Origin of the sequence: Micromonospora sp. NPDC047730 (genome assembly GCF_043204765.1) — a bacterium.
Lineage (GTDB): Bacteria > Actinomycetota > Actinomycetes > Mycobacteriales > Micromonosporaceae > Micromonospora.
In genome coordinates, this window is record NZ_JBIDCU010000020.1 from 69,900 (window position 1) to 92,407 (window position 22,508).

At 71.8% G+C, this 22,508-nt stretch carries 16 protein-coding genes; 8 read left to right on the plus strand and 8 right to left on the minus strand.

Features of this window, described 5'->3' with window-relative positions; translation table 11 throughout:
* Nucleotide 1: 1 nt before the first annotated feature.
* From ACGF5G_RS30615 to ACGF5G_RS30635, 5 genes are all read right to left on the minus strand, one after another.
* On the minus strand, nucleotides 2-1,492 hold the full coding sequence (locus ACGF5G_RS30615) for a mannitol dehydrogenase family protein (protein ID WP_393269155.1): 1,491 nt from the start codon (nucleotides 1,490-1,492) through the stop codon (nucleotides 2-4).
* Nucleotides 1,489-2,550: a dihydrodipicolinate synthase family protein gene (locus tag ACGF5G_RS30620; RefSeq protein WP_393269158.1), complete on the minus strand. Its 1,062-nt coding sequence runs from the start codon at nucleotides 2,548-2,550 to the stop codon at nucleotides 1,489-1,491. The genes ACGF5G_RS30615 and ACGF5G_RS30620 overlap by 4 nt, the downstream gene beginning before the upstream one ends.
* A 72-nt stretch (nucleotides 2,551-2,622) precedes the next feature.
* A complete protein-coding gene (locus ACGF5G_RS30625; protein WP_393269160.1) occupies nucleotides 2,623-3,279 on the minus strand; it encodes an SGNH/GDSL hydrolase family protein in 657 nt (218 codons plus the stop codon).
* Between the two features lie 15 nt (nucleotides 3,280-3,294).
* Complete coding sequence (locus ACGF5G_RS30630; protein ID WP_393269162.1) at nucleotides 3,295-4,302, minus strand: Gfo/Idh/MocA family protein; 1,008 nt, start codon at nucleotides 4,300-4,302, stop codon at nucleotides 3,295-3,297.
* Between the two features lie 14 nt (nucleotides 4,303-4,316).
* Entirely contained in the window at nucleotides 4,317-5,180 is an 864-nt protein-coding gene (locus ACGF5G_RS30635; protein ID WP_393269165.1) for a Gfo/Idh/MocA family protein, read from the minus strand.
* A gap of 217 nt (nucleotides 5,181-5,397) precedes the next feature.
* Here ACGF5G_RS30635 and ACGF5G_RS30640 point away from each other — a divergent pair, with 217 nt between their 5' ends.
* The 8 genes from ACGF5G_RS30640 (at nucleotide 5,398) to ACGF5G_RS30675 (ending at nucleotide 18,352) form a co-directional block, all read left to right on the plus strand.
* Nucleotides 5,398-6,357: a dienelactone hydrolase family protein gene (locus ACGF5G_RS30640; protein WP_393269168.1), complete on the plus strand. Its 960-nt coding sequence runs from the start codon at nucleotides 5,398-5,400 to the stop codon at nucleotides 6,355-6,357.
* Entirely contained in the window at nucleotides 6,354-7,358 is a 1,005-nt protein-coding gene (locus tag ACGF5G_RS30645; protein WP_393269170.1) for a hydroxyacid dehydrogenase, read from the plus strand. The genes ACGF5G_RS30640 and ACGF5G_RS30645 overlap by 4 nt, the downstream gene beginning before the upstream one ends.
* Before the next feature lie 228 nt (nucleotides 7,359-7,586).
* Nucleotides 7,587-8,846: an ABC transporter substrate-binding protein gene (locus ACGF5G_RS30650; protein ID WP_393269172.1), complete on the plus strand. Its 1,260-nt coding sequence runs from the start codon at nucleotides 7,587-7,589 to the stop codon at nucleotides 8,844-8,846.
* A gap of 67 nt (nucleotides 8,847-8,913) precedes the next feature.
* The gene (locus ACGF5G_RS30655) at nucleotides 8,914-9,849 is read left to right on the plus strand and encodes a carbohydrate ABC transporter permease (RefSeq protein WP_393269176.1); all 936 of its coding nucleotides are present in this window, start codon (nucleotides 8,914-8,916) and stop codon (nucleotides 9,847-9,849) included.
* Entirely contained in the window at nucleotides 9,846-10,730 is an 885-nt protein-coding gene (locus ACGF5G_RS30660; protein ID WP_393269179.1) for a carbohydrate ABC transporter permease, read from the plus strand. The genes ACGF5G_RS30655 and ACGF5G_RS30660 overlap by 4 nt, the downstream gene beginning before the upstream one ends.
* A 96-nt stretch (nucleotides 10,731-10,826) precedes the next feature.
* The gene (locus tag ACGF5G_RS30665) at nucleotides 10,827-12,902 is read left to right on the plus strand and encodes a hypothetical protein (protein WP_393269182.1); all 2,076 of its coding nucleotides are present in this window, start codon (nucleotides 10,827-10,829) and stop codon (nucleotides 12,900-12,902) included.
* 84 nt (nucleotides 12,903-12,986) lie between these two features.
* Complete coding sequence (locus ACGF5G_RS30670) at nucleotides 12,987-15,461, plus strand: hypothetical protein (protein WP_393269185.1); 2,475 nt, start codon at nucleotides 12,987-12,989, stop codon at nucleotides 15,459-15,461.
* Nucleotides 15,458-18,352 carry a carbohydrate binding domain-containing protein gene (locus ACGF5G_RS30675; protein ID WP_393269188.1) on the plus strand — a complete coding sequence of 965 codons (2,895 nt, stop codon included), beginning with the start codon at nucleotides 15,458-15,460 and terminating at the stop codon, nucleotides 18,350-18,352. The genes ACGF5G_RS30670 and ACGF5G_RS30675 overlap by 4 nt, the downstream gene beginning before the upstream one ends.
* A 33-nt stretch (nucleotides 18,353-18,385) precedes the next feature.
* Here ACGF5G_RS30675 and ACGF5G_RS30680 read toward each other — a convergent pair whose 3' ends face one another.
* The 3 genes from ACGF5G_RS30680 to ACGF5G_RS30690 are packed head-to-tail and all read right to left on the minus strand — an operon-like array spanning nucleotide 18,386 to nucleotide 22,443.
* Complete coding sequence (locus ACGF5G_RS30680) at nucleotides 18,386-19,879, minus strand: DUF4127 family protein (RefSeq protein WP_393269189.1); 1,494 nt, start codon at nucleotides 19,877-19,879, stop codon at nucleotides 18,386-18,388.
* Between the two features lie 33 nt (nucleotides 19,880-19,912).
* Entirely contained in the window at nucleotides 19,913-21,211 is a 1,299-nt protein-coding gene (locus tag ACGF5G_RS30685) for an enolase C-terminal domain-like protein (protein WP_393269191.1), read from the minus strand.
* Entirely contained in the window at nucleotides 21,208-22,443 is a 1,236-nt protein-coding gene (locus ACGF5G_RS30690) for an AGE family epimerase/isomerase (protein WP_393269194.1), read from the minus strand. The genes ACGF5G_RS30685 and ACGF5G_RS30690 overlap by 4 nt, the downstream gene beginning before the upstream one ends.
* Between the last annotated feature and the right edge of the window lie 65 nt (nucleotides 22,444-22,508).

Consider the following 22,508-nt stretch of genomic DNA (forward strand, 5'->3'; position numbering starts at 1 on the left):
CCTACGCCGGAGCGGTGGTGTCGCACCGCAGGCGGGCGACGTGGTCGACCAGGGCGGCCCGCAGACCGTCGTGGTCCCGGAGGTCAGCCCCGAAGACCTCCCGGACGTCCAGGAAGGAACTGACCAGGCGGTGCGGATCGCTGCCGCCGGCCACCACCGCGGCGCACAGCCGGTCGGCCAACGGGTCCTCCAACGGCACCGCCCTGTCGCGGACGTCGGCGACGTACGTCATCCACGCGGCGATCGCCAGCGCGGCATGGTGGGGCACCACACCGGCGGCGAGGCGGTCCCGAACGGTGCCCACCAGCCGGACCGGCAGCTTCTGGGACCCGTCCATCGCCACCTGGGCGGTGCGGTGCCGCAGCGCCGGGTTGGCGAAGCGGGTGAGGACCTCGCGTCGGTAGCGGTCCAGATCCAGTCCCCGCGGGACGCGCAGCGTGGGCGCGACGTCCTCGGCCATCAGCGCGTCGGCGGTCGCGGCGAGGTCGTCGTCGGCGAGCGCCTGCGCGATCGTCTCGTGTCGGCGCAGCGCGCCCAGATAGGCGAGCAGGGAGTGGGTGCCGTTGAGCATGCGCAGCTTGACGGCCTCCCAGGCGGCGACGTCATCGGTGAGCACCGCTCCGGCCAGTTCCCAGGCCGGTCGGTCGGCCGCGAAGTCGTCCTCGATCACCCACTGCCGGAAGGGCTCGGCGACCACGAGGCCCTCGTCGCGCAGACCCAGGATCGCCGCGGCCTCGGCACGGTCCCGGGGGGTGGTGGCCGGGACGATCCGGTCGACCACGCAGGACGGAAAACGTGCCGCCCCGGCGATCCAGTCGGCGAGCACGTCGCCCTCGGCCGACGGCAGCGCGGCCAGGAAGTCGTGCACCAGGTGGCGCAGGACCCTGCCGTTGCCGACCAGGTTGTCGCAGGACAGGATCGTGACCGGACCGGCGTCGAGTGCCTGCCGTCGTCGCAGCCCGCGGACGAGTTGACCGACGGCGGTGCGGGGCGGGCGGCCCCGCAGGTCGGCGACGACCTCCGGATCCGTCAGGTCCAACCGGCCGTCGCCGCCTCGCCGGTAGCCCTTCTCGGTGACCGTGAGGGTGATCAGCCGGACGGCGGGATCGGCGAGGCGGTCGACGACCGCCGCCGGATCGTGCGGCCCGGCGAGGACCTCCCGGACACTGCCGACCACCCGCAGGGGCGCGGCTGCCGGCCCGCGCTCCAGCACGGAGTAGAGGCCGGCCTGCGCCGTCAACTGGTCGCGTACGGCCGTGGAGCGTTGCGTCACCGCGGTGATACCCCAGTCGTCGCGGCCGGCGGCGGCCGCGGCCAGTTCGGTGAAGGTCGCCTGGTGTGCCCGGTGGAAGGCACCGATGCCGAGGTGCACCATGCCGACCCGCACCGCGCGCGGGTCCACCGCCGGCCCGATCCAGCCACCGCACCCCCGCGGTGCGGCCGCGAGGCTGCCCAGCGAGAGCCGTGGCCCCGACCCTGCCGTGGCGCTCACGACAGCCAGCGGTCGAGGTGCTCGGCGACGAAGTCGTCGTCGCGCAGATGCGGGTACGCCCGCCACACCCGGTCGATCTCCGCGAGCTGACCCGGGCTGAGCGATTCGCGCTCGTCCAGGCACCACAGCCCGGCGAGCAGCCCCTGCCGGCGCAGCACCTCGTGGATGCCGGAGAGGCAGCCGTGGAACCTGCCGGCGACGTCGAAGATGGCGGCATTGGCGTCGGTGAGGGCGAGTTCGGTGGCGAACGCCTCGCGCAGCGCGTCCGGGTCGCCGGCCTTCGCCCGCCGGGCGGTCCGGTGCAGGTGCACCGCGCGCTGCGTCCACACCGACCACTGACCGAGCAGCCCACCGACGAACTCGATTTCCCGGGAGCCGTCGACGGGGTAGCGCGAGAGCAGGTCGCCGACGATGTGGTCGTCGTTGCCGGTGTAGAGGGCGATGTCGGTGCTGCGCACCGACGCGGCCACGCCGAGGATGACGTCGAGCGACGCGTACCGGTCGAACGGGGCGACCTTGATGCCGATGACCGACGGCAGGTCCGCCAGGCTGGTCCAGAACGACCGGGACAGAACCCGGCCGCCGACGGCCGGTTGCAGGTAGAACCCGATCACCGGCAGCACCTCGCCCACCGCCGCCGCCCGCTGGACCAGCTCGTCCTCGGTGAGGTCGCCGGCGCCGTACGGGGCGAGCAGGATCGCGTGGTAGCCGAGTTCGGCGGCCAGCTCCGCCTCGGCGACGGCGTGTCGGGTCGGCCCGCAGGCGCCGGCGACGAGGATGGTGTCGGGGGTCTCGTACTCGGCGGCGGTGGTGGCGGCCAGTTCGAGGACGGGCCGGAGCAGGCCGTGGCGGGGCTCGTGGATGGCGAACTGGGTGGTGTGTACGGCGACGGCGACGCCGCCGGCGCCGGCCTCCAGGTAGTAGCGGGTGAGGGCGCGTTGGCGGCGTTCGTCGAGTTTGAGGTGGGCGTCCAGCGCCAGAGGATGCGCGGGAATCACCGTGCCGGTACGGAAGAGTGTCAGCGGGTCGGTCGTCCTGGCCTGCACCGTCGTGGTCATCGGCACCTTCCATTCCGCGTCTGGGATCGAGTGGGTCCTGCCCGGCACGCTGCTGCTGCCTTCGTCCGTGGGTCAGGGAATCGTGAGGCGGCCGGAGCGGCTCGTGGGATCCCAGGCCCCGAAGGCGTCGAGCAGGGTGCGGGCCATGGCCCGGTGACCGTGCTGGCCGGGGTGGCACCCCATGGCGTACCAGTGCTCGGGCGCCGGCCGGTCGGTGTCGGTCCACACGGCGTAGTGGTCGACCAGGGGCGCCGCGGTGTCGGTGGCGACGGCCCGGATCGCGTCGACGTAGCGGGGGAGGTGCTCGACGACGTGCTCGGGAGCCGTCGGCAGGGTGTCGTTCGGGGTCTGGGCCACGACCAGGCTGTCCGCCCCGGTGCGGAGCCGCTCGACGACCGACCGGTAGGTGGACGAGAACGCGGCCAGGCCGGCCTCGCCGTGCTTCGTGTCGTTGAGTCCGATGCCCACCACCACGACGTCCGGCCGGAAGCGCAGGGCGAGCCGGTCGAGACGCTCGTCGAGGTCGGTGACGGTGTAGCCGCTCACGGCGGTGTTGACGAACGCGTCCGCGGTCCGACCCAGCTCGCGCAGGCGTTCGGTGAACAGCTCGGGGTACGACCGGGCGCCGTAGGTGTGCCAGGTCCCGGCGGTCACGCTGTCGCCGATGAACGTCCAGGTCAGCGGCGTCTGCCGGGCGATGACGGCGGTCAGTGCGGGGTGCGGGTCCACGTTTCGCTCCTTCGGTCAGTGGATGCGTACCGGTTTCCCGGCCCGACCCGACTGGTAGACCGCCTCGATGAAGGCCACGGCCGCCCGCGCCTGGGCGGCGGTGACCAGCGGCGGGCCACCGGTGCGGGCCGCGGTGACGAAATCGGTGAGCTGGGCCAGCTGCTGGTCGGTCGGTACGCCGTCCGGGCCGGGTGGTTGCCCGCCGTGCCTCGAGGTGTAGTGGGTGACTTGTTCCGCCTCCACCACCACCGACCCGCCGTCACCGAAGACCGCGTAGCGGATCGGGACGCTGTCGTAGGCGGCGGTGGTCGCCAGGAAGGTCAGCAGCGCGCCGCTGCGCAGCCGGGCGGTGATGGTGACGGTGTCCTCGACCTCGATGCGTTCGTGGGCGAGCAGGTCGGTGTACGCGAACACCTCGTCGACCTCGCCCAGCAGCCACAGCGCCAGATCCACCAGGTGCACGCCCTGGTTCATCAGGGCGCCGCCGCCGTCGAGGGCCCAGGTGCCACGCCAGTCGCCGGCGTCGTAGTACTCCTGACTGCGCCAGAGCGCGACCTCGAAGGTGGCGGACGTGATCCGCCCCAGGTGACCGTCGCGGATGGCGCGGAAGACGAACTGGTTCGCCTCGGCGAACCGACGTTGGCTCACGACGCTCAGGGTCCGGCCCGACCGCTTCTCCGCGTCGAGGATCTGATCCGCGGCCTCGACCGTCACGTCGATCGGCTTCTCCAGCAGCACGTGCTTGCCCGCTTCGAGCGCGGCGACCGTGACGGCCGCGTGCAGGCCGCTCGGGATCGCCACGATCACGGCGTCGACGTCCGGGCGGGCGAGCAGCTCCGGCACCGACCGGGTGGCGTCGACGCCGAACTCGGTTGCGACGGCGTCGGCGTGTCCGGTGTTCTCGTCGGCGACCGCGACCAGCGTCGCGTCGGCGGCGCCGCTGACCAGGCGCTGGACGTGGGCCCTGCCGATGACGCCGACCCCGATGACGCCGACGCGGAGCGGACCGTGGGGTGGGGGCATGTTTCCGTCCTTTCCTAGGACCGGCTGGTCAGCGCGTCGGTGATCGCCGCCATGACCACGATCGGGGAGAGCAGGGCGCGCGGATCGACCGGTGACCGCCCCTGGTCGCAGGCGTCGACGAACCGGGCGAGCGCGGGGGCGTTGTAGTCGGGGCCGATCGTCGGGGACTCGGTCAGTACGCCGCGCGTCCCGGTGGCCACCACCTGGAACGGGACGCGGTCGTCGGTGGGCGTGACGAAGGTGAAGGTCACCACGACGTCGCCGATCCGGGTGAGGGCCACCGTGGTGTCGCCTTCGCGGACCAGGTCGACCGATGCCGACTCGGGCTCGACGTGCGGGTCGCCGAGCAGTTGGAGGGCCAGTTCGACCTGATGGATGCCGTAGAAGAACAGGCCTGCCCACTCGCTGTCGGGATCGGCCGGGCCGATGACGGCGAGCTGGCGCAGCCGACCGATCCGTTCCTGTGGGTCGGTGAGCCGGGCGACCTCGGGGACGAACCGCAGGGCCGAGCAGGACACCAGCGGCGCGTGGCCGCGCGCGGCGGCCGCGAGGATCGCCTGGGCGTCGTCGACCGATGCGGCCAGGGGCTTGTCGACCAGCACCGGCAGCCCGGCGTCCAGCAGTGGCTCGGCCTGTTTCCGGTGGTGGCGTCCGTCGCGGCTGCTGACGATCGCCGCGTCGACCCGTCCGATCAGGTCGCTCGGCTCGTCGACGACGAGTTCGATGCCGCCGGTCTCGGACAACGCCGCGTTGCGGTCGGTCGGGCCACCGGCCAGGGCCACCACCCGGTTGCCGGGGTGCCGCTGCTCGGTGTTCAGGAAGCGGATGAAGTGGTCGACGTGCGAGTTCTCGGTGCCGATGATTCCGATCCGTCTCACGCGACTGCCCTCTTCGAAGTCGACGGCCAACTGCCCCCAGCCTCGCCTGCAATCGGTTGCACGTCAAGAGCCTCCCTGGTTGTCGGACTGTCCTGCCTGGAATGGACCTGCTGCACGTTAGCCATGTCCGATGGGCTTGCCGTGCGCGGGGATCGCTCGGTCATCTCCCCGGAGCAACCGATTGCAGTCGAGCTATGCGTGGCCTTACCCTGGCCCGGTGAACCCGGATGGTGCCGCTGACGAGCATCACGAGCCGGAGCAGGGCCGGGACTGGTGGCGGCGGTGGCTGGGTGCGGTCCGCGATCCGGACGGGTCGTGGGAGATCGGCTCGGCGCGGCGGGCCGCCGACGGGACGCTGCGCTGTCCCGTCGACCTGACCTCGTACGGGACGACGATGCGGGCGGAGCTGGTCCGGCCGGCGGGTGAGGACGTCCGCCCGGCCGTGGTCGTGCCGTTCTACGAGGTGGCCACCCTGTTCGGTGAGCCGTGCGCCCGCACCGCCGGCCGCGGTCCCGCCCAACGGGGATCCCAGGCCTACGCCCGGCACCTCGTCGCGCGCGGCTTCGCGGTCCTCGCCGTGCCGTGGTGGTTCGAGTACGTGCTCGATCCGGGAACGGGAGCGGCCTCGCTGAGCGAACGGTACGGACCGAGTGCCGCGTCGCACGCGGACTCGTTGGCGATCACCGGTCTGGGCCGCAGCCTGGCCGATCTGTTCCTCGCGGTGGACGCCCTCGCCTGCGTACCGTGGGTCGCGCCCCGGCGGATCGGTGCCTTCGGCCACTCGCTCGGCGGGAAGCTGGCACTGCACCTGACCGCGTTGGACACGCGGATCGCCGCGGGAGTCGCGCACGAACCGGGCCTGGGCCTGGCGTACTCGAACTGGGCCGATCCCTGGTACCTCGGCGGCGCGGTGCCGCCCGACCGCGACCACGACGACCTGCTCGCCCTGGTCGCGCCCCGACCGTTCCTGCTCGCCGGCGGCGGCGCCTCGGACGGATGGCACAACCACCCTCTGGTCGAGCGGGCCGCCCGACGGTGGCCCGGACCGCCCGGCCTGGAGACCCTCTACCACAACACCGGACACGCCCACCCCGACCACGTCCTGGACGCCTGCTACGCGTGGTTGCGCGGGCGCCTGGCCGCTGTCGACACCCCCGAGGAGACCTGCCCGCCATGACCAAGCCGACCCTCTGCGTCGTCGTCGCCCCCGACGAGTACGACCTGCTGTTCGCGCCGGAGTCCCAGGAGCGACTCCACGACCACGCGGTCGTCGAGTTCGGCGACGGCGACCGGGGGACGGTGCTGCCGCCGGCCGCCGCCGACCGGTTCGACGTCGTCGTCACGTCGTGGAGCACGACGCCGTTCGACCCGGCTCGACTGCGTGGCGAGCGGCTGCGACTCGCCCTGCACTCGGCCGGTTCGATCCGTCGGCTGTTCCCGGCCGCGGTCCTCCGGTCCGGGCTGCGGGTCTGCCAGGCCGGCGCGGCGGCCATGGCGCCCGCCGTCGCCGAGATGGCGCTCACCCTGACCCTCGCCCTGCTGCGGAACCTGCACCGGCACGACCGTGCCCTGTGGACGGAACGGGACTGGGCGGCGGCACGGCAGCCGGTACTGGGGCGGGCGCTGGCGGCGCGCAACGTCGGGATCGTCGGTTTCGGCCGCACCGGGCGGGAGTACGCGCGGATGGTGCGGGCGTTGGGGGCGTCGGCGCTGCGCGCGTACGACCCGTACGCCGACCCGGCGGTGGCCGCGGGGCACGGGGTGGAGTTGGTCGGGTTGGCGGAGCTGTTCCGGTGCAGCGACGTCGTCGCCGTGCACGCGCCGTCCACCCCGGAGACCCGGCACCTCGTCGGCCGGGGCGAACTCGCCGCGCTGCCGGACGGCGCGATCGTGGTCAACACGGCCCGCTCCTGGGTCGTCGACGAGGAGGCCCTGCTCGCGGAGCTGGTGCCGGGCCGGCTCTCGGCCGGGTTGGACGTGTTCGACACCGAGCCGTTGCCGGCGACGAGTGCGTTCCTGGGGCTGCCGAACGTCGTCGTCACGCCGCACGTCGCGGGCGGCACGGTCGAGGCGCGACAGACGCAGGGTCGGATCGTGGTCGACGAGCTGTGCCGGTTCGTGGCCGGCGCACCGCTCGAACACGAGGTGAGCGTGGAGTCCTACGACCTGCTGGCGTGACCGGGCCGGCGGGCGCGTCGCGGTGAGGGGCGGGTGCGGACCCCGGCGGGACGGTGGCCGCTCGTCGGTCGTCGACCGGCCACCCTGCACTGACGACCCCCGCGCGCCGGGAACAGTTCGGCCTATCGATGCCCTTGACCGGTGGCGGTGCCGACGCTAGGTTCTCTGCAACCGATTGCACGATAAAGAGCAGGCGGGGGCAGGCTGTTTCAGAAAAGAGGGGGCGGCATGAGCGGTAATTCCAGACTCCGATTGGGCGCCGTGGCGCTGACGATGACGCTGGCCGTCGCCGGCTGCAGCGGCGGGGACAGCGCGATGCCGACGGATCCGGGTGCCGTCGAGGGTTCGGTGACCTTCTGGACCTACCCCATCGGGGACAGCGGCAAGGACAGCTACTGGGATCCGGTGGTCGAGCAGTTCAAGCAGAAGTACCCGAAGGTCGACGTCGACGTCGTGGTGCAACCGTTCACCAACCGCGAGGAAACCCTCGTCACGGCGATCGCCGGCAAGCAGGGCCCCGACGTCGTCTACTTCAACCCCGACTTCATCCCGAAGTTCGCCGTCGAGGGCGTGCTGGAGCCCGTCGAGGACGTCATCGCCGACGACCGGGACGACTTCACGCCGGCGGCGCTCGACGCGATGTCGTGGGACGGGAAGCTCTACGGTGTGCCGCTGCTGATGCAGGCGCTGATCGGCGTGTGCAACAAGAAGGTGCTCGCCGCCTCCGGGGTGGAGAAGTGCCCGGAGACCTGGGCGGACATCGAGCAGATGGCGCCGAAGGTGAAGGCCGCCGGATACGTCCCGACCGACTACGTGGCCGCCCAGACCCTCACCCTCAACCACAGCTTCTACCCCTACCTCTGGCAGGCCGGCGGTGAGGTCCTGACCGCCGACGGCAAGAAGGCGGCGTTCAACAGCCCCGAGGGGCTGCGGGCCCTGGAGTTCGTCAAGAAGCTGGTCGACAACGGGTGGACCTCGCAGCAGAGCCTGACCACGGCCGAGACGCTGGAGCAGAGCGCGCTGGGGCAGGGCAAGCAGGCCTACTCGCCCAACAACACGACCGCCAGCCTGGCGAAGCTGTTCAAGCCGGAGGAATTGGTGGTCAGCCAGCCGCTCACCGACAAGGTGCAGGTCGCCGCCGGCTCGGTGGGTGGCCTGTCGGTGCTGGCCGGCAGCGACGCCAAGGCCGCGTCGAAGGCGTGGATCGACTTCCTGACCAGCCCGGAGCACATGCGGTCCTTCGACCAGAAGAACGGCTACTACGCGCCGAGGAAGTCCGTCACGGGGCTGTACGCGGACAACCCGGGGATGGCCGAGGGCGAGAAGCACCTGGACGTCATCCGGTCGGGCGTCATCCACCCGAAGGCGCGGGAGATCATGAACCTGATCAAGCCGCACCTGCAGGCCGTGCTGCTCGGCAAGACCGCACCCGGGGATGCGCTCGCCGCGGCGGAGAAGGACGTCAACGCGCTCCTCGAGCGCCGCTGATTCACATTCGACGGTCGCAGGCGTGGCCGCATCCGGCACGCCTGCGACCACCGGCGAAGGAGGTGTGGTGAGCGAGCAGGCCGTAGGGACAGTCCAGCCAGTGCCGCAGTCGGGGGCACGACGCGCGAGAAGGCCCTGGTGGCGCTCGCGAGCCGCCTTCGCCGGCTACCTGTTCATCCTGCCGTACGTCCTCTTCTTCCTGGTGTTCCGGATCATCCCCGCGGTCATGGGCATGTTCCTCAGCCTGGGCGACTACGGGATCGCCGGCACCTTCACCTTCGTGGGCACGGAGAACTTCACCCGCCTGTTCGGCGATTCGCTGTTCTGGAACTCGCTGAAGGTCACGGCCTACTACACCCTGCTCACCATCCCGCTCAGCATGGGTGTGTCCCTGGCGATGGCGACGCTGTGCGACCGGACCCTGCGCGGCATGAGCATCTACCGCTCCGTCTTCTTCCTCCCGGTCGTCACCAGCACGGTCATGTCCGGCATCATCTGGGTGTGGATCTTCGAGGTCGACGGTCCGCTCAACTGGCTGCTCAACCTCGTCGGCATCCCGAGCGTGGGCTGGTTGCAGAGCGAGGCCATGGTCATTCCCGCGCTCGCGATCGTGAGCGCGTGGAAGGGCTTCGGCTACAACATGCTCATCCTGCTCGCCGGAATGCTCGCCATCCCCAACGAGTACTACGAGGCCGCCCACGTCGACGGGGCCGGGTGGCGGCGCCGTTACTGGCACGTCACGCTGCCGCTGCTGAAGCCGGCCCTCTTCTTCGTCCTGGTCCTGGAGATCATCGGATCCTTCCAGGTGTTCGACACCATCTACGTGATGACCGGCGGCGGCCCGGTACGCGCCAGCTACTCGCTGACGTACATGATCTACGACCAGGGCTTCGGCTACTTCGACTTCGGTTACGCGAGCGCCGCCGGCGTCGTCCTGCTGGTCATCACCCTCATCACCTCGCTGATCCAGCACCGCCTGATGAACAAGGGGAAGTCGGCATGAGCACCACGGTCGCGCACGCCCCCGCCCCACCGACGGCCAGCACACCGCAGCCTCCCGTACGGCGGCCCGACCGGCGGCGGCGCCGGGCCCTGTGGATGCACGTGCCGCTGGCGCTCTGCGCGGTGGTGACGTTCTTCCCCTTCTGGGCGATGCTCGTGCTGTCCCTGCAACCGAAGCAGGGCGTGGAGCTGCCGGGCTCGCTGCTGCCGGACAGCATCTCGTTCGACGCGTACGCCGACGCCCTCGGCAGCAACCAGGTGTACGAGTGGGCCCTCAACTCGGCGGTCTACTCGTTGGCGTCGGTGGTCCTCGTCCTGCTCTTCGCCTCGATGGCGGGCTACGCGTTCGCCAAGAAGCGGTTCCTGGGCAGGGAGTTCGTCTTCTGGTTGTTCGTCGCGATGCTCATGGTGCCGGGGCACCTGACGCTCATCCCGCTGTTCATCATGGTGTCGGAGATGGGTGGCCTCGACACGATGTGGGGGATGGTCGTCCCCACCATCGCCAACGCCCAGGCCATGTTCCTGATGCGGCAGTTCATCCAGGAGATCCCGGACGAGCTGCTCGAGGCGGCCCGCATCGACGGGGCGAGCGAGTTCCGGGTCTACTGGTCGATCATCCTGCCGCAGACCAAGCCGATCATGGCCACGCTCGGCACCTTCGTCTTCCTGTGGCACTGGAACGACTTCCTCTGGCCGCTGGTGTCCCAGCGCAGTCCCGGCAACTACGTGCTGACGGTGGGTCTGAACAGCCTCCAGGAGCAGGACACCGAACTGGCCACCACGATGGCCGCCTCCGTCATCACCTTCGTCCCCACCGTCGTGGTCTTCGTCCTCCTGCAGCGGTTCTTCGTCCGCGGCGTGATGATGAGCGGCCTCAAGTAGCGGCGTCACGCGCTCAGCGGCACGCCCTTCCCCCTGTCTATGCCATCGATTGCAGTACCGCGAGGCGCAATCCGGACGAACAGAAGAGGTGCCCTCATGCGATCGCTCCTGCCCAGCGGACTCCGGCGAGGCTCGGTCGTCCTCGCCGCCTGTCTCCCGCTTCTCCTGTTGCTGACGACCACCGCCGCCCCGGCGGCACCCCCCGCTGTCGTGGCGACCGCCGGCCAGGTCACCGACCTGGGGCCGGCGCTCTACACCGTGAACGTCCGCAACGCCGAATTCGGCACACTGCCCGACGGCACGCCGGTGGCCTACGCGATCTCCAACGGCACCCCGGCCAGCTTCACCGTCGTCGACGCCCGCGACGGCAGGCGGATCACGGCCATCCCGCTCGACGGCTACACCGTCGGCGGCTGGGTGGAGCTGGCGGCCGACGGCACCGTCTACTTCTCCGTACGCGCCCCCACGCCGGCGGCCGTGTTCCGCTTCCACCCGGACACCATGCGGCTGGAGCAGCTCGGCGGGATCGCCGGGGAGACCGCCCTCTACTCGGCCACCTTCGACGCAAACGGCGTCCTGTACTTCGGCACCTACCCGCACGCGAAGCTCGTGTCGTTCGACCCGGCGACCGGCCGGTTCCGCGACTACGGCAGCCTCACCACCGACGCCGCGTACGTCTTCTCGGTCGGGATCGTGGCAGGCAAGGTCTGGGCCGGCACCGGACCGGTGCCCCACCTCTACCAGGTCGACCCGCGATCCGGTCGGACCACCGAGATGTCGGTGCCCGCGCCCCTGCTCGAGAACACCGACTGGTTCATCGGCATCGAGCCCCGCGACGACCTGGTCTTCGTGCGGCTCTCGCCGCGAGGCACGTACGACATGGCGGTGTACGACCTGAAGCGCGAGCGGTGGCTCGACCAGGTCATCGGCAACACCTTCGGCGCGGAACCCACCGCCCAGGGGCGCGACGGCATTTTCTACCTGATGGCCGGCGGAACCCTCACCGGCTACCAGGTGCCCGCCCGCCGCAGCGTCTCGACCGGATTCGAGGACAGCGCCCTGCCGGCCCAGCTGGCCGACGCGGTGGGCACGTACGGGATGAGCCTCGTCGACCTGCGCGAACCGCTCTTCCCCGGCGAGACCGTGGCGGGCATCGACACCGACGGCCGCCTCTGGCACTACAACCTCGCCACCAGACGGTCCCGGATCGTCCCCGCCGACGTGCTGGGCTCACCCGCCGGGGCACACAGCATGGGCGTCGGCCCCGATGGCACCGTGTACCTGGGCGCCTACCTCAGCAGCGGCGTGATGAGCCGGATCGACCAGGAGTCGCAGCAGGTCGAGCAGATCCGCGGGCCCAAGCAGGCGGACGCGATCGTCAGCCACAACGGGACGATCGCGGTGAGTTCCTACCCCGGCGCCGTTGTGCACACCGGCGATCCGGCGCAGCCCTGGGCCTGGGGCACCAATCCGCGCAAGGTGCTGGAGCTCGGCCGGGGCGAGCCGCACTTCCAGGACCGGATCTTCGCCATGACCTCGGCGGGGGAGCGGCTCGCGGTCGGCAGTGTCCCGGACTACGGGCAGCTCGGCGGCGCGCTGACCCTCGTCGACCCCGCCACCGGGGCCGCCGAGGTCCACCGCGACGTCGTCGACGACCAGAGCGTCGTCTCGCTCGCCTACCGGGACGGGGTCGTCTACGGCGGCACGTCGATCCACGGCGGGCTGTCCAGCGAGCCGACGCAGGACCAGGCGCGGCTGTTCGCCTGGGACGTGGGGGCCGGCCGGCTGGCGTGGAGCGACGTGGTCGTGCCGGGCGCGACGGTCATCCACGAGCTCGAGTTCGGCCCCGACGGCCTGCTGTGGGGGATGGCCGACGACGGCACCGTCTTCGCGTACGACCCGGGTCAACGGAAGGTGCTCCGGTCGGTCGCGACCGGCCTGCGCAACACCAACACCTGGGGCCGGGTCTCGTCGCTGTACCACCGCCCGGCCGACGGGCTCTTCTACGGCAACGCCGGTGGCCGGCTCTTCCGGTTCGACCCCGGGACGCTGGCGATCGAGGTGCTCGTCGAGACCGGCGTACGGGAGTCGGCGATGGACGGGCAGGGCCGGATCTACCTCGCCGACGCCACCCACGTCTACCGATTCGATCCCGCGACGACACACCAGTAGCGCCCACCCGGCCCGCTCGCCCCGGCGAGCGGGCCGGCCCGTTTCGCCCACCGTCCCGTCCCGCGTCGACCGAAAGGTGCCACCATGCCAGGTTCATCCAGACCCGACCCACGCATCCGCCGCAGAGCCCTGCTCGCCCTGCTCCTGGGCGTGGCGTTACTCGCCACGTCCGCCGGGCCCGCACACGCGTCGCCCGCCTCCGATACGAGCGGCGCCGCCGCGCAGCACGACCCGATGGCCGAGTTCGTGGACCTCGGCTCGATGTACACGGCCAACGTGCGGCTCGCGGCGATGGACGTCCGCCCCGACGGCACACCCGTCGTCTACGGCTTCAGCGACGGCACCCCGGTGAGCTTCAACGCCATCGACGCCCGCACCGGCGAGCTGCTGCACACCACGACCTTCCCGGGCTACACCGTCGCCAGTTCCATCGTGGTGGACGACTCCGGGCTGGTCTACTTCAGCGTCCGGGCGCCCAACGACGGCACCCTGTGGCGGTACGACCCCGCGACCGACCAGGTGACCAAGATCGCCACGGGGGTGGTCGGTGAGGGGATGCTGCGGACGCTGCTGATCAGGGACGGCATCCTCTACGGCACCACCTACCCGGACGCCAAGGTCTACTCCTACGACCCCGCCACCGGTGCGTTCCGCGACTACGGCGGTATGACGACCGACGGGGACTACGCCTGGGGCTTCGACGAGGCCGACGGCAGGCTCTGGGTCGGCACGGGCGCGGTCCCGCACCTGTTCAGCCTCGACCCGGCGACCGGCGGGAAGACCGAGATCCCGCTGCCGGAGCCGGTGGCGTCCAGGGCCAGCTTCATCAACCGGGTCACCCGGCACGGCGACCTGGCGTTCGTGCAGTACTCACCGAGCCTGGACGGCCGGAACCACCTCGTCTACGACCTGTCCGCCGGGCAGTGGTGCTGCACCGGCACGATCGGGCAGCCGATCGCCTTCGGCCACATGACCCGCGGCGCCGTGGACGGCCGCTTCTTCTACGCCTCCGGCGACAAGGTCCAGGGCTACGACACCGCCACCCGGCAGACGACCTCCATCGGTTGGGAGGACAGCCCCCTCGCCGCGGCGCTCGGCACCACCCGCGCCTTCGAGCCCATGCAGCTCGGCACGCCCCAGTTCCCCGGCACGACCCTGGTGGGCATGCGGGGCGACGGCACGATCTGGCGGTACAACCTGCAGAACCGCACCGGCGACATCCTGCCGAACGTCATCCGGAGCACCCCGGCGACGGTCCACTCCGTCGGCGCCGGCCCCGACGGAAACGTCTACTTCGGCGCCTACCTCAGCGCCGGCGTCATGGCCCGCGTCAACCGCGGGACGGGCCAGCTCGAACAGTTGTCGGGGCCGAAGCAGGCGGACAGCATCACCACCCACGGCAACCGGATCGTGGTGGGCAGCTATCCCGGCGCGGAGTACTACGCGGGCGAGGTCGGCGGCGACGCCGCCTGGGACTGGGGCAGCAACCCCCGGCACCTGTTCTCGCTCGGCCGCGCCGAGCTCGGGCAGGACCGGCCGGTGACCCTCGTGTCGGCCGGTGACCTGGTGGTCGGCGGCACCGTCCCCGACTACGGGGAACTGGGCGGCGGCCTCGTGGTCTTCGACCCGGCCAGCGGGGCGTACCAGTTCCACCGCGACGTCGTACCGGACCAGAGCGTGACCGCGCTGACCACCGTCGGCGGGCTCGTCGTCGGCGGCACCTCGATCCACGGCGGGCTGTCGAGCACCCCCACCCGGGACCGGGCCGAACTGTTCGTCTGGGACGTCGAGGCCGGTGAGAAGGTCTGGAGTGCGCCCGTGGTGGGCGGCGGCGCCGTGGTCCAGGCGCTCACCGTCGGCCCGAACGGCATGGTGTGGGGCCTGGTCGGGGACGGCACCGTCTTCGAGTTCGACCCGCGTACCCGCACCGTCACCCGGTCCTTCGACCCCGGATTCGCCGACGGCAACCTGTGGGGCTTCCGCACCGAGCTGTTCTACCGCGCCGCGGACGCCCGCTTCTACGGCAACGCAGGCGGGAAGCTGTTCTGGTTCGACCCGCAGACCCTGGAACACGGGCTGGTCCTGGCGCAGGACGTCCGCATCGCTGGCATGGACCGTGACGAGACGATCTACGTCGCGAACAACACCAACGTGTTCCGCTGGGAGCCCGCCGACGACCCGCGCGACTGCGACGCGACGGTCACCGGTACGCACGACGGCCCGCTCCGGGTCACCGAAGGCAAGACCTGCGTCACCGGCGCGGTGGTCGACGGTCCCGTCCAGGTCGGCGCCGGGGCGAGTGTCCGGATCGAGGACTCCCGCGTGCACGGTGGCGTCACCACGGACCAGGCCCGGGTGGTGAGCATCGCCCGGTCCCGCGTCGACGGGGCGGTGTCGATCACGCGTACCAGCGGACGTGTGCTGCTGTCCGGCAACACCATCGACGGCGCGCTCGGCTGCGCGGAGAACGGCTGGGCGCCGACCGACGACGGCGTCCGCAACACGGTGACCGGGCAGGTGTCAGGGCAGTGCGTCGGACTGAAGGGAGAGTCCTCGTGAGCGACAACCGACGGAGCCGGGCCTGGGCCCGGTGGATGCTGAGCGCGGTGGTGCTGGCGCCGGTCGCGCTCGTGGCGCCACCCGCGAGCGCCGGTACGACCGGCGTGACCGCAGGCACGAGCGGGAACCTGCTGGCGAACGCGAGCTTCGAGGAGTTGGGTCCGGACGGCCTGCCCACGGGCTGGGCCCCGGTGTGGCCCGGCTCGGAGAAGTACTACTCCCTCGACGACACCGACGCCAGCGACGGTGCCCGGAGCCTGCGGGTGCGCGACGCGAGCACGACTGCCGGCGCGGGGCTGCGAGCCACGCGCGTGCCGGTGACCGGGGGCACGAGCTACACGTTCTCGATGGACCTCAAGCTCGCCAGCGGCGTCCTGCAACCAACGGTCTACTTCTACGACTCCGCCGGCGCCAGGGTCGCCCAGCCGTACCAGGTGCTGCGCCCGGCACCCGGGGCGTGGGACCGTCAGGCGGCGACGTTCGCGGCGCCGGCCGACGCGGTCAGCGCGGAGCCGGTCATCTACTCCAGTTCGGTCGGCACCGCCGACGGCCTCGTCGACTCGGTCGCGTTCGCCGCCACCGGCCCCGCTCCACAGCCGCCGGCCGGTGTCGAGCAGGATCTGGGCGAGCCGATCGCCGGCATCACCAACGCCGGGGCGGGCTACACCACCGACTCGGCCGGACGGGACATCGGGGTGGTCATCGGCGGTGGCAGTCCCTCGACGTTCAGCGCGGTGGACATCGTGACCGGTGCGCGGTTGATGAGCCGGACGATGCCGAACGTGATCATGTCCTGGTCGTTCGTCACGACCCCGGACCGCGACATCTACATCGGCACCCAGACCAAGGGGGAGGTGTGGCGGTTCGACCCGGACGACCTCACCCTCGAACTCGTCGCCACCGCGCCGTTCGGTCAGACGCACCTGTGGTCGGCGACCCTCGACGACCGTGGCCGGCCGGTGTGGGGCACCTACCCGGACGGCAAGGTGATCGCCTACGACCCCGCCACGGGGCAGTGGCAGGACTACGGGGTGCAGGTCGACGGCAACATCTACGTGCGCAGCATCGACTCCGACGGTCGGTACGTGTACGCCGGTGGCGGCGCGCTGCGGGCCAGCCTCACCCGCCTCGACACGCACACCGGCGAGATCCGGGAGATCCCGCTGCCACCCGGGCACGACGCCGACACCTTCCTCTACGACGTGACCGTCTCCGGCGGGCTGCTCTTCGCCCGGCCGACGCCCTCGACCGACCTGCTCGTCTACTCGCTGGCCGAGCAGGCGTGGGTGGACGTCGTACCCCAGGTCGTGGGTCTGGCGGTGTCTCCCGAGGTGAGCACCGAGGACAGCGGCGTGCGCCGGCGCGAGGCGCTGATCGCGCCGATCGACGGTGCGGTGATCGCCTACGACCTCGACACCCGGCAGCAGCGCCGGATCTCCATGAACCTCCAGGGATCCGCGGCCCGTGGCTGGGCCCTGATGGAGCTGGGCACCGACGGGTTCCCCGGCACCTCCGTGGTGACCGCGACCAGCAAGTCGATCTTCCACGCCTGGAACCCCGCCACCGGGCGGACGGCCGCGGTACGCGGCGACGCGGAGCTGACGCCGTTCCTGATCCGGTCGATGGCGACCGGCCCGCGCGGCGACGTCTACGTCGGCGGGTACGGATCCCCGCCGGGGATCGCCCGGGTGGACGTGGACAGCGGCGCGACCGAGCCGCTCAACGGTGTCGGACAGACCGAGGGGCTCGTCGCACACGGCGACCATCTCGTCTTCGGCACCTATCCCGGTGCGCGGATCTACGCCTACGACACCACCCGGCCGTGGGATCCGGCGACGAACCCGGTGACGGACCGCGACCGGGTCGTCTCACTGGGCAGTCACCAGGATCGACCACTCGGCTGGGCCAGCGCCGGTGACGTCGTGGCCATCGGCTCGATGCCGGACTACGGGCAGCTCGGCGGAGCGCTGTCCCTGTTCAACCCGTCGACCGGTGACCTGCGGGTGTTCCGCGACGTCGTCAAGGACCAGACCCCGCTCGCCCTGGCCTACCGGGACGGCCTCGTCTACGGCGGCACCGGCATCTGGGGCGGCATCGGCATCGAACCGACCACCCGCGAGGGCAAGCTGTTCGTCTTCGACCCGGCGACCGGGAATGTGGTGTTCGAGACCGTGCCCGTCCCGGGGGAGGAGAACGTCTCGGCCCTCACCTTCGACGACGACGGCAACCTGTGGGGCTTCACCGCGAACGCGCTGTTCAAGTTCGACCCGGACACCCGCACGGTGGTGCTCCGCAAGACCTACTTCGGCGTGGACGACAGCAAGATCTACGCGACCGGCCGGGAGCTCTTCTGGCACCACGGGAAGCTCGTCGGCACCTCCACCGGCCGGCTCTTCGAGATCGACCCCGCGACTCTGGAGATGACGGTCCTGCAGAGCGGGATGCAGAACCTGGCCATCGACCGCAACGGCACCTACTACTACAACCGGGGCAGCACCCTGTACCGGTGGGTGCCGGAGCCCGTGGCGCCCGCCTGCGACCGGACGGTCACCGGAACGCACCACGGCGACCTCGCCGTCTCGGCCGGGACGACCTGTGTCCGGAACGCCGACGTCCGGGGCGACATCGTCGTAGGCCCCGGCGCGGGCGTACTCGTGGAGGATTCACAGCTGCAGGGCGGGGTGGAGGCCGACCACGCGCGCGCCGTGTGGCTCCGCCGGGCCCAGGTCCGCGGCGCGGTGAGCGTGGCCGGCACCGGCGGCTGGGTGGTGCTGTCCGGCAACCGGATCTCGGGATCACTGACCTGCACCGGGAACGACAGCGAACCGACCGACCGGGGCGAGCCCAACAGCGTCACCGGCGACAGCCTGGGGCAGTGCGCCGGCATGTGACGGCGGCGGCACCGCCGGCGGGGCGGCAACCGGTCAGGTTGCCGCCCCGTCCGGCGGCGTCAGGTCGAAGTCGACGGTGAAGGTGTACGACCAGGGCAGCCGCGCGTTCGTCACGGTCCAGCCGGACAGCGTCCGGGTGCCGGTCGCCCACCGGTGCAGATCCCGCGTGATCCGCGCGTGCACGTCGGGCAGCTCGTCGAGCGGTGGGTCGGTCAGTCCCCGCCGCGCCGCCTCCTGTTGCAGGCGTCGCCGCACGACCGGCAGGTAGTGCCCGTCCTCGATGATCTTGCGGGCGAGGAACCGGTCGCGGGCGTCCTGCGCGCGCGGGGTGACCGACAGTGCCGGCGTGACACCGGCGGCGAGGGTGGTGCCGATCGTGTTGCCCGCGGTGTTCCAGCCGCCGTAGGACACGAGCCGGCCCAGCAGGCCCCGGTCGTCGAGCCCGGCGAGCAACTGGGGGTCGCTGCCGTTGGCGAAGCGGATGTCCGCCACGGCCACCCGGCGCCCCGCGGCGACGTGGGCCGCGACCGCGTCCGCCACGGCCGTCCAGCCGGTGTCGGCGGACGCGTCGGGTGGGTCGAGCACCCAGTCGCCGGGCTCCGGCGCGGGCGGGTGCACGACGACCACCAGGTCGGCCTCGTCGGCGTCCGCGACCTCCACGGCTCCGAGGGCACGAACCTGGTTGGCGAGGCCGAGCCGCACGGGCCGGTCTTCGTACGGGGCGATCCGGTCCAGGCCGTCCGCGTCCGGGCAGTCGACGGCGATCTTCGGGGTGATTCCCCGGACCTGAGCCGCCACGCGCGCCACGAGCACGCTGGGCACCTCGTCGGCGCCGGGGTAGGTGAGGACGTCGACGCCGAGCCGATCGATCCAGCGCTGCAACTGTCGCCGCTCCGCCGCCGGCAGTCCCCGCGGCGCGGTGTCGTCGGACGAGATCACGAGGGTGTCCAGGGTCCCGTCGGAGGCCATCTCCAGCGCGGCGAGCAGCACGGCGTGGTTGCGCGCGCGCCGGCGCACCAGGTCGGTCACGTCGGCGTCCGGCACCTGCCCACGAGCGGCGGCGACCGCCTCGGCCGTCGCCTCGCCCAGGTCGTGCGCGTCCCAGACGGTCGACAACGCGCCGAGCCGCGCCCCGTGCGTGGCCCAGTAGGCCGGTTCCTGGCGGGAGCGGGCGGCGTTGTCGTACGACGGCAGTCGGGTCACCACGCCGAAGGCCGTGACCGGCACGTCGATCTGGCGCAGGACGTCGAGGCGGGGCAGCACCTGCCCGATCCGGTCGTCGGTGTTGCGCGACGGGATCAGCCCACCGTGGACGAGCAACTCCAGGGAGACGACGACGTGGTCGACCTCCGTGGAGATCTCCCGGAGCCACCGCGCCAGGGCTGCGGTGTCCGCCGGCCGCCGGAACGACGGCATGGCGGCGGGCGGTGGGGTGACGACGTCCAACCCGGCGCACGCCCCGATGGCGACCGCGTAGCCACGGGTGTTGGGTCTCTCGTCCGGCGGCAGCAGGGCGACGCGGGTCATGTGGTCCTCCTCGGGATCGCGGTCGGTGCGGCGTCAGTAGATGCCGGGTGCTGGTTGGTCGAGGACGATCACGCCGTCGTCGACGGTGACCAGGGACGGCTGCCGACCGGCGAGGTCGCGGTTGCCGGTCGGCGCGTACTGGCGGCTGTTGTACTCCAGATGCGGGGCGGAGAGGTCGAACACGCTCGCCAGGCGGGCCGAGTGGGCGAGGGCCGCGTCCACCGCCGTGAGGTCCTGCATCGTCACGAAGAGCCCGCGAGCGCGGGCGAAGGCGTACGTGAGCAGGGCGGGCGTCTGGCCCTTGCCGGCCTTCACCACGACTCCCGACCAGCCGTCGCTCCGCACGTGGCGAAGTTGCGCCGGGTCGTGCAGGCTCTCGTCCATCAGTACGGGCCTGCGCCGGCTCTGCTCCCGCACGGCGGCCGGATCCGGGTTGCTGTCCCGGGGCCAGGGCTGCTCGACGAAGGCCACGGCCTGGAAGGCGTCGGGTGCCGTCGCCGCCAGGGCGTCCAGCATCGCTCCGAGTGCCGCCGGCCCGGGGTAGCCCTCGTTGGGGTCCACCGACAGCATCACGTCGGCCGTCCGGGCCGATGCCACCCGATGCACGTCCGCGATCCGCCGCGCGTCGGCGTCGGGATCGCGACCCGTCACCTTGATCTTCACATGGCGTACGCCGTCCCGGCGCAGCCACTCCTCGAGCGACCGCCCGCCGCCGGCGTCGCCGGGCCGCAGCGGGTCGGAGGTGCCGACCACGTGCTGGACCGGCAGCCGCTGGCGCGGTGCGGTCAGGAACTCACCCGGGTAGCGGCCGGCCAACGTCGGATCCACGCACGCGCCGAGGTCGTGGGCGAGGTGGTCGCGGGTGTACATGGTGTGCGCCGGGCGGCCCGCCGCGCGTGCCCACGCGTCGTGCAGGGCGTTGTCGACCGCGCCGAGGCACAGCAGCGCCGCCAGCCGGGGTATCGGGGCGTCCTCGACGGCGGCACTGGTGTCGGCCACCGTCCCGTGCAGCCGGAGCCACATGCCGACGGGGTCGGCCGGCTCGGCACCCAGTGCGGCGTGCGCGAACCGCTCGGTGAGGCGGCGCAGGGCGGCGTCCCGTCCTCTGACGTCCAGCCGCGATGTCGGCCAAGCCCACGGGACGGAGAGCACCGAAGCACCCCGGCCGGTCGCGGCCTCGCCGCGGCGGTTCGTGGCGATCACGTCGACCAGGGCGAGGGTGAACCAGGTGATGGCGCGACCGCTGATCATGAACGGCTGGTCCAGGTCGATCTCCCGGAAGCGGACCCGGGCGTCGCGGACGGTGATGTCGGTGTCAGCGGTGGCTGTCAACTCCGCACCTCGGCACCGAGTTCGACCAGTTGCATGAGGTTCCGGGCGATGTGGAAGGGGTCCTTGACCGGCAACGCCACGACCTGGTCCAGCGGGCGTCCGCCGCGGTCGCGGATCTGGACCCACTCCTCGCCCTCGTCCCGGCCGGGGAACGTCGCGAGGGTGTAGTCCCAGATCAGCTCCGCCCACCGACCGGCGTCGCGGTCGCCGTAGCGGCGTGCGGCCAGCGCCGTGGTGTACGCCGCCTCGGTGTGCACCCACCACAGCTTCGTGCTCCAGGTCGAACGGACCAGCCTCTCGTAGGGCGTGTCACCCCCGGTGCCGCGCGGCTCCGTGGCGCCCTCGGCGTCGACGTAGCGGAAGAGCCCCCCGTGCCGGCTGTCCCAGGCCGATGCGCAGAGGGCCTCGATGCTGGTCAGCAGCTCGGCGGCGGTGACCTCGTCGCTCTCGCCGAGGAGGTCACCCGCCTCCAGGGCGACCCAGACGCCTTCGAGGGCGTGCCCGGGGACCCGGTGCCGGGCGACGAGGGTGGTGTCGTCGGGCCGGTCGGGAATCATCTCCCGGAAGGTGCCGTCGGGCGTGCGGTGGCGGAGCATGGCGTCGCGGTCGGCGGCGAGGTCGGCCAGCGTGTCCGAGGTCATCCGGTCGAGGTGGAGCAGGGCCCGAGCGTGTTCGAGGCGGGTGTTGAGCAGGATCATCCGGGGGCCGAAGGCGACATGCCCGTCGGGGACGGCGTACGGCGGCGTCGCCGCGCGGTTCGCCCGGATGTCCGCGGTCGCCCGGGACAGCAGCGGCTCGGCGACCTCCAGCCACGCCGTCGACCCGGTCGTGCGGGCCAGTTCGGCCAGTCCCATCACGACGAAGCAGTCCGCGTAGACGCTGTGCGTCTCGCCGGCCGGACCGTGGGTGGGGGTGCCGTCCGTGGTGACCACGAAGTGGCAGGTGCCGTCGGATCGGATCACATGGTCGGCGAGGAACCGGGCACCGCCTTCGGCCAGTGTCACCAGGCGGTCGGCGTCGACGTCCAGCAGCCCGTCCGTGGCCAGCCGGGCCGCTCGCGCGAGCAGCCACACGAACCGTCCCTGCGACCAGGTGAACTTCTCGGTGGAGACGAGCCGGCGGCCGCGGTTGTCGAAGCAGGTGTGGAAGCCGCCCCGCCGCTCGTCGACGCCGTGGCGCAGCCAGAAAGGCAGGATCACGTTCTCGAGTTGGACCCGGGCCTCAGACGTCATGCGACCCCTCCTGGTGCAATCGCTTGCATGCCGTGTCGGTGGCTAGAGTAGCGGCACGCTTCACA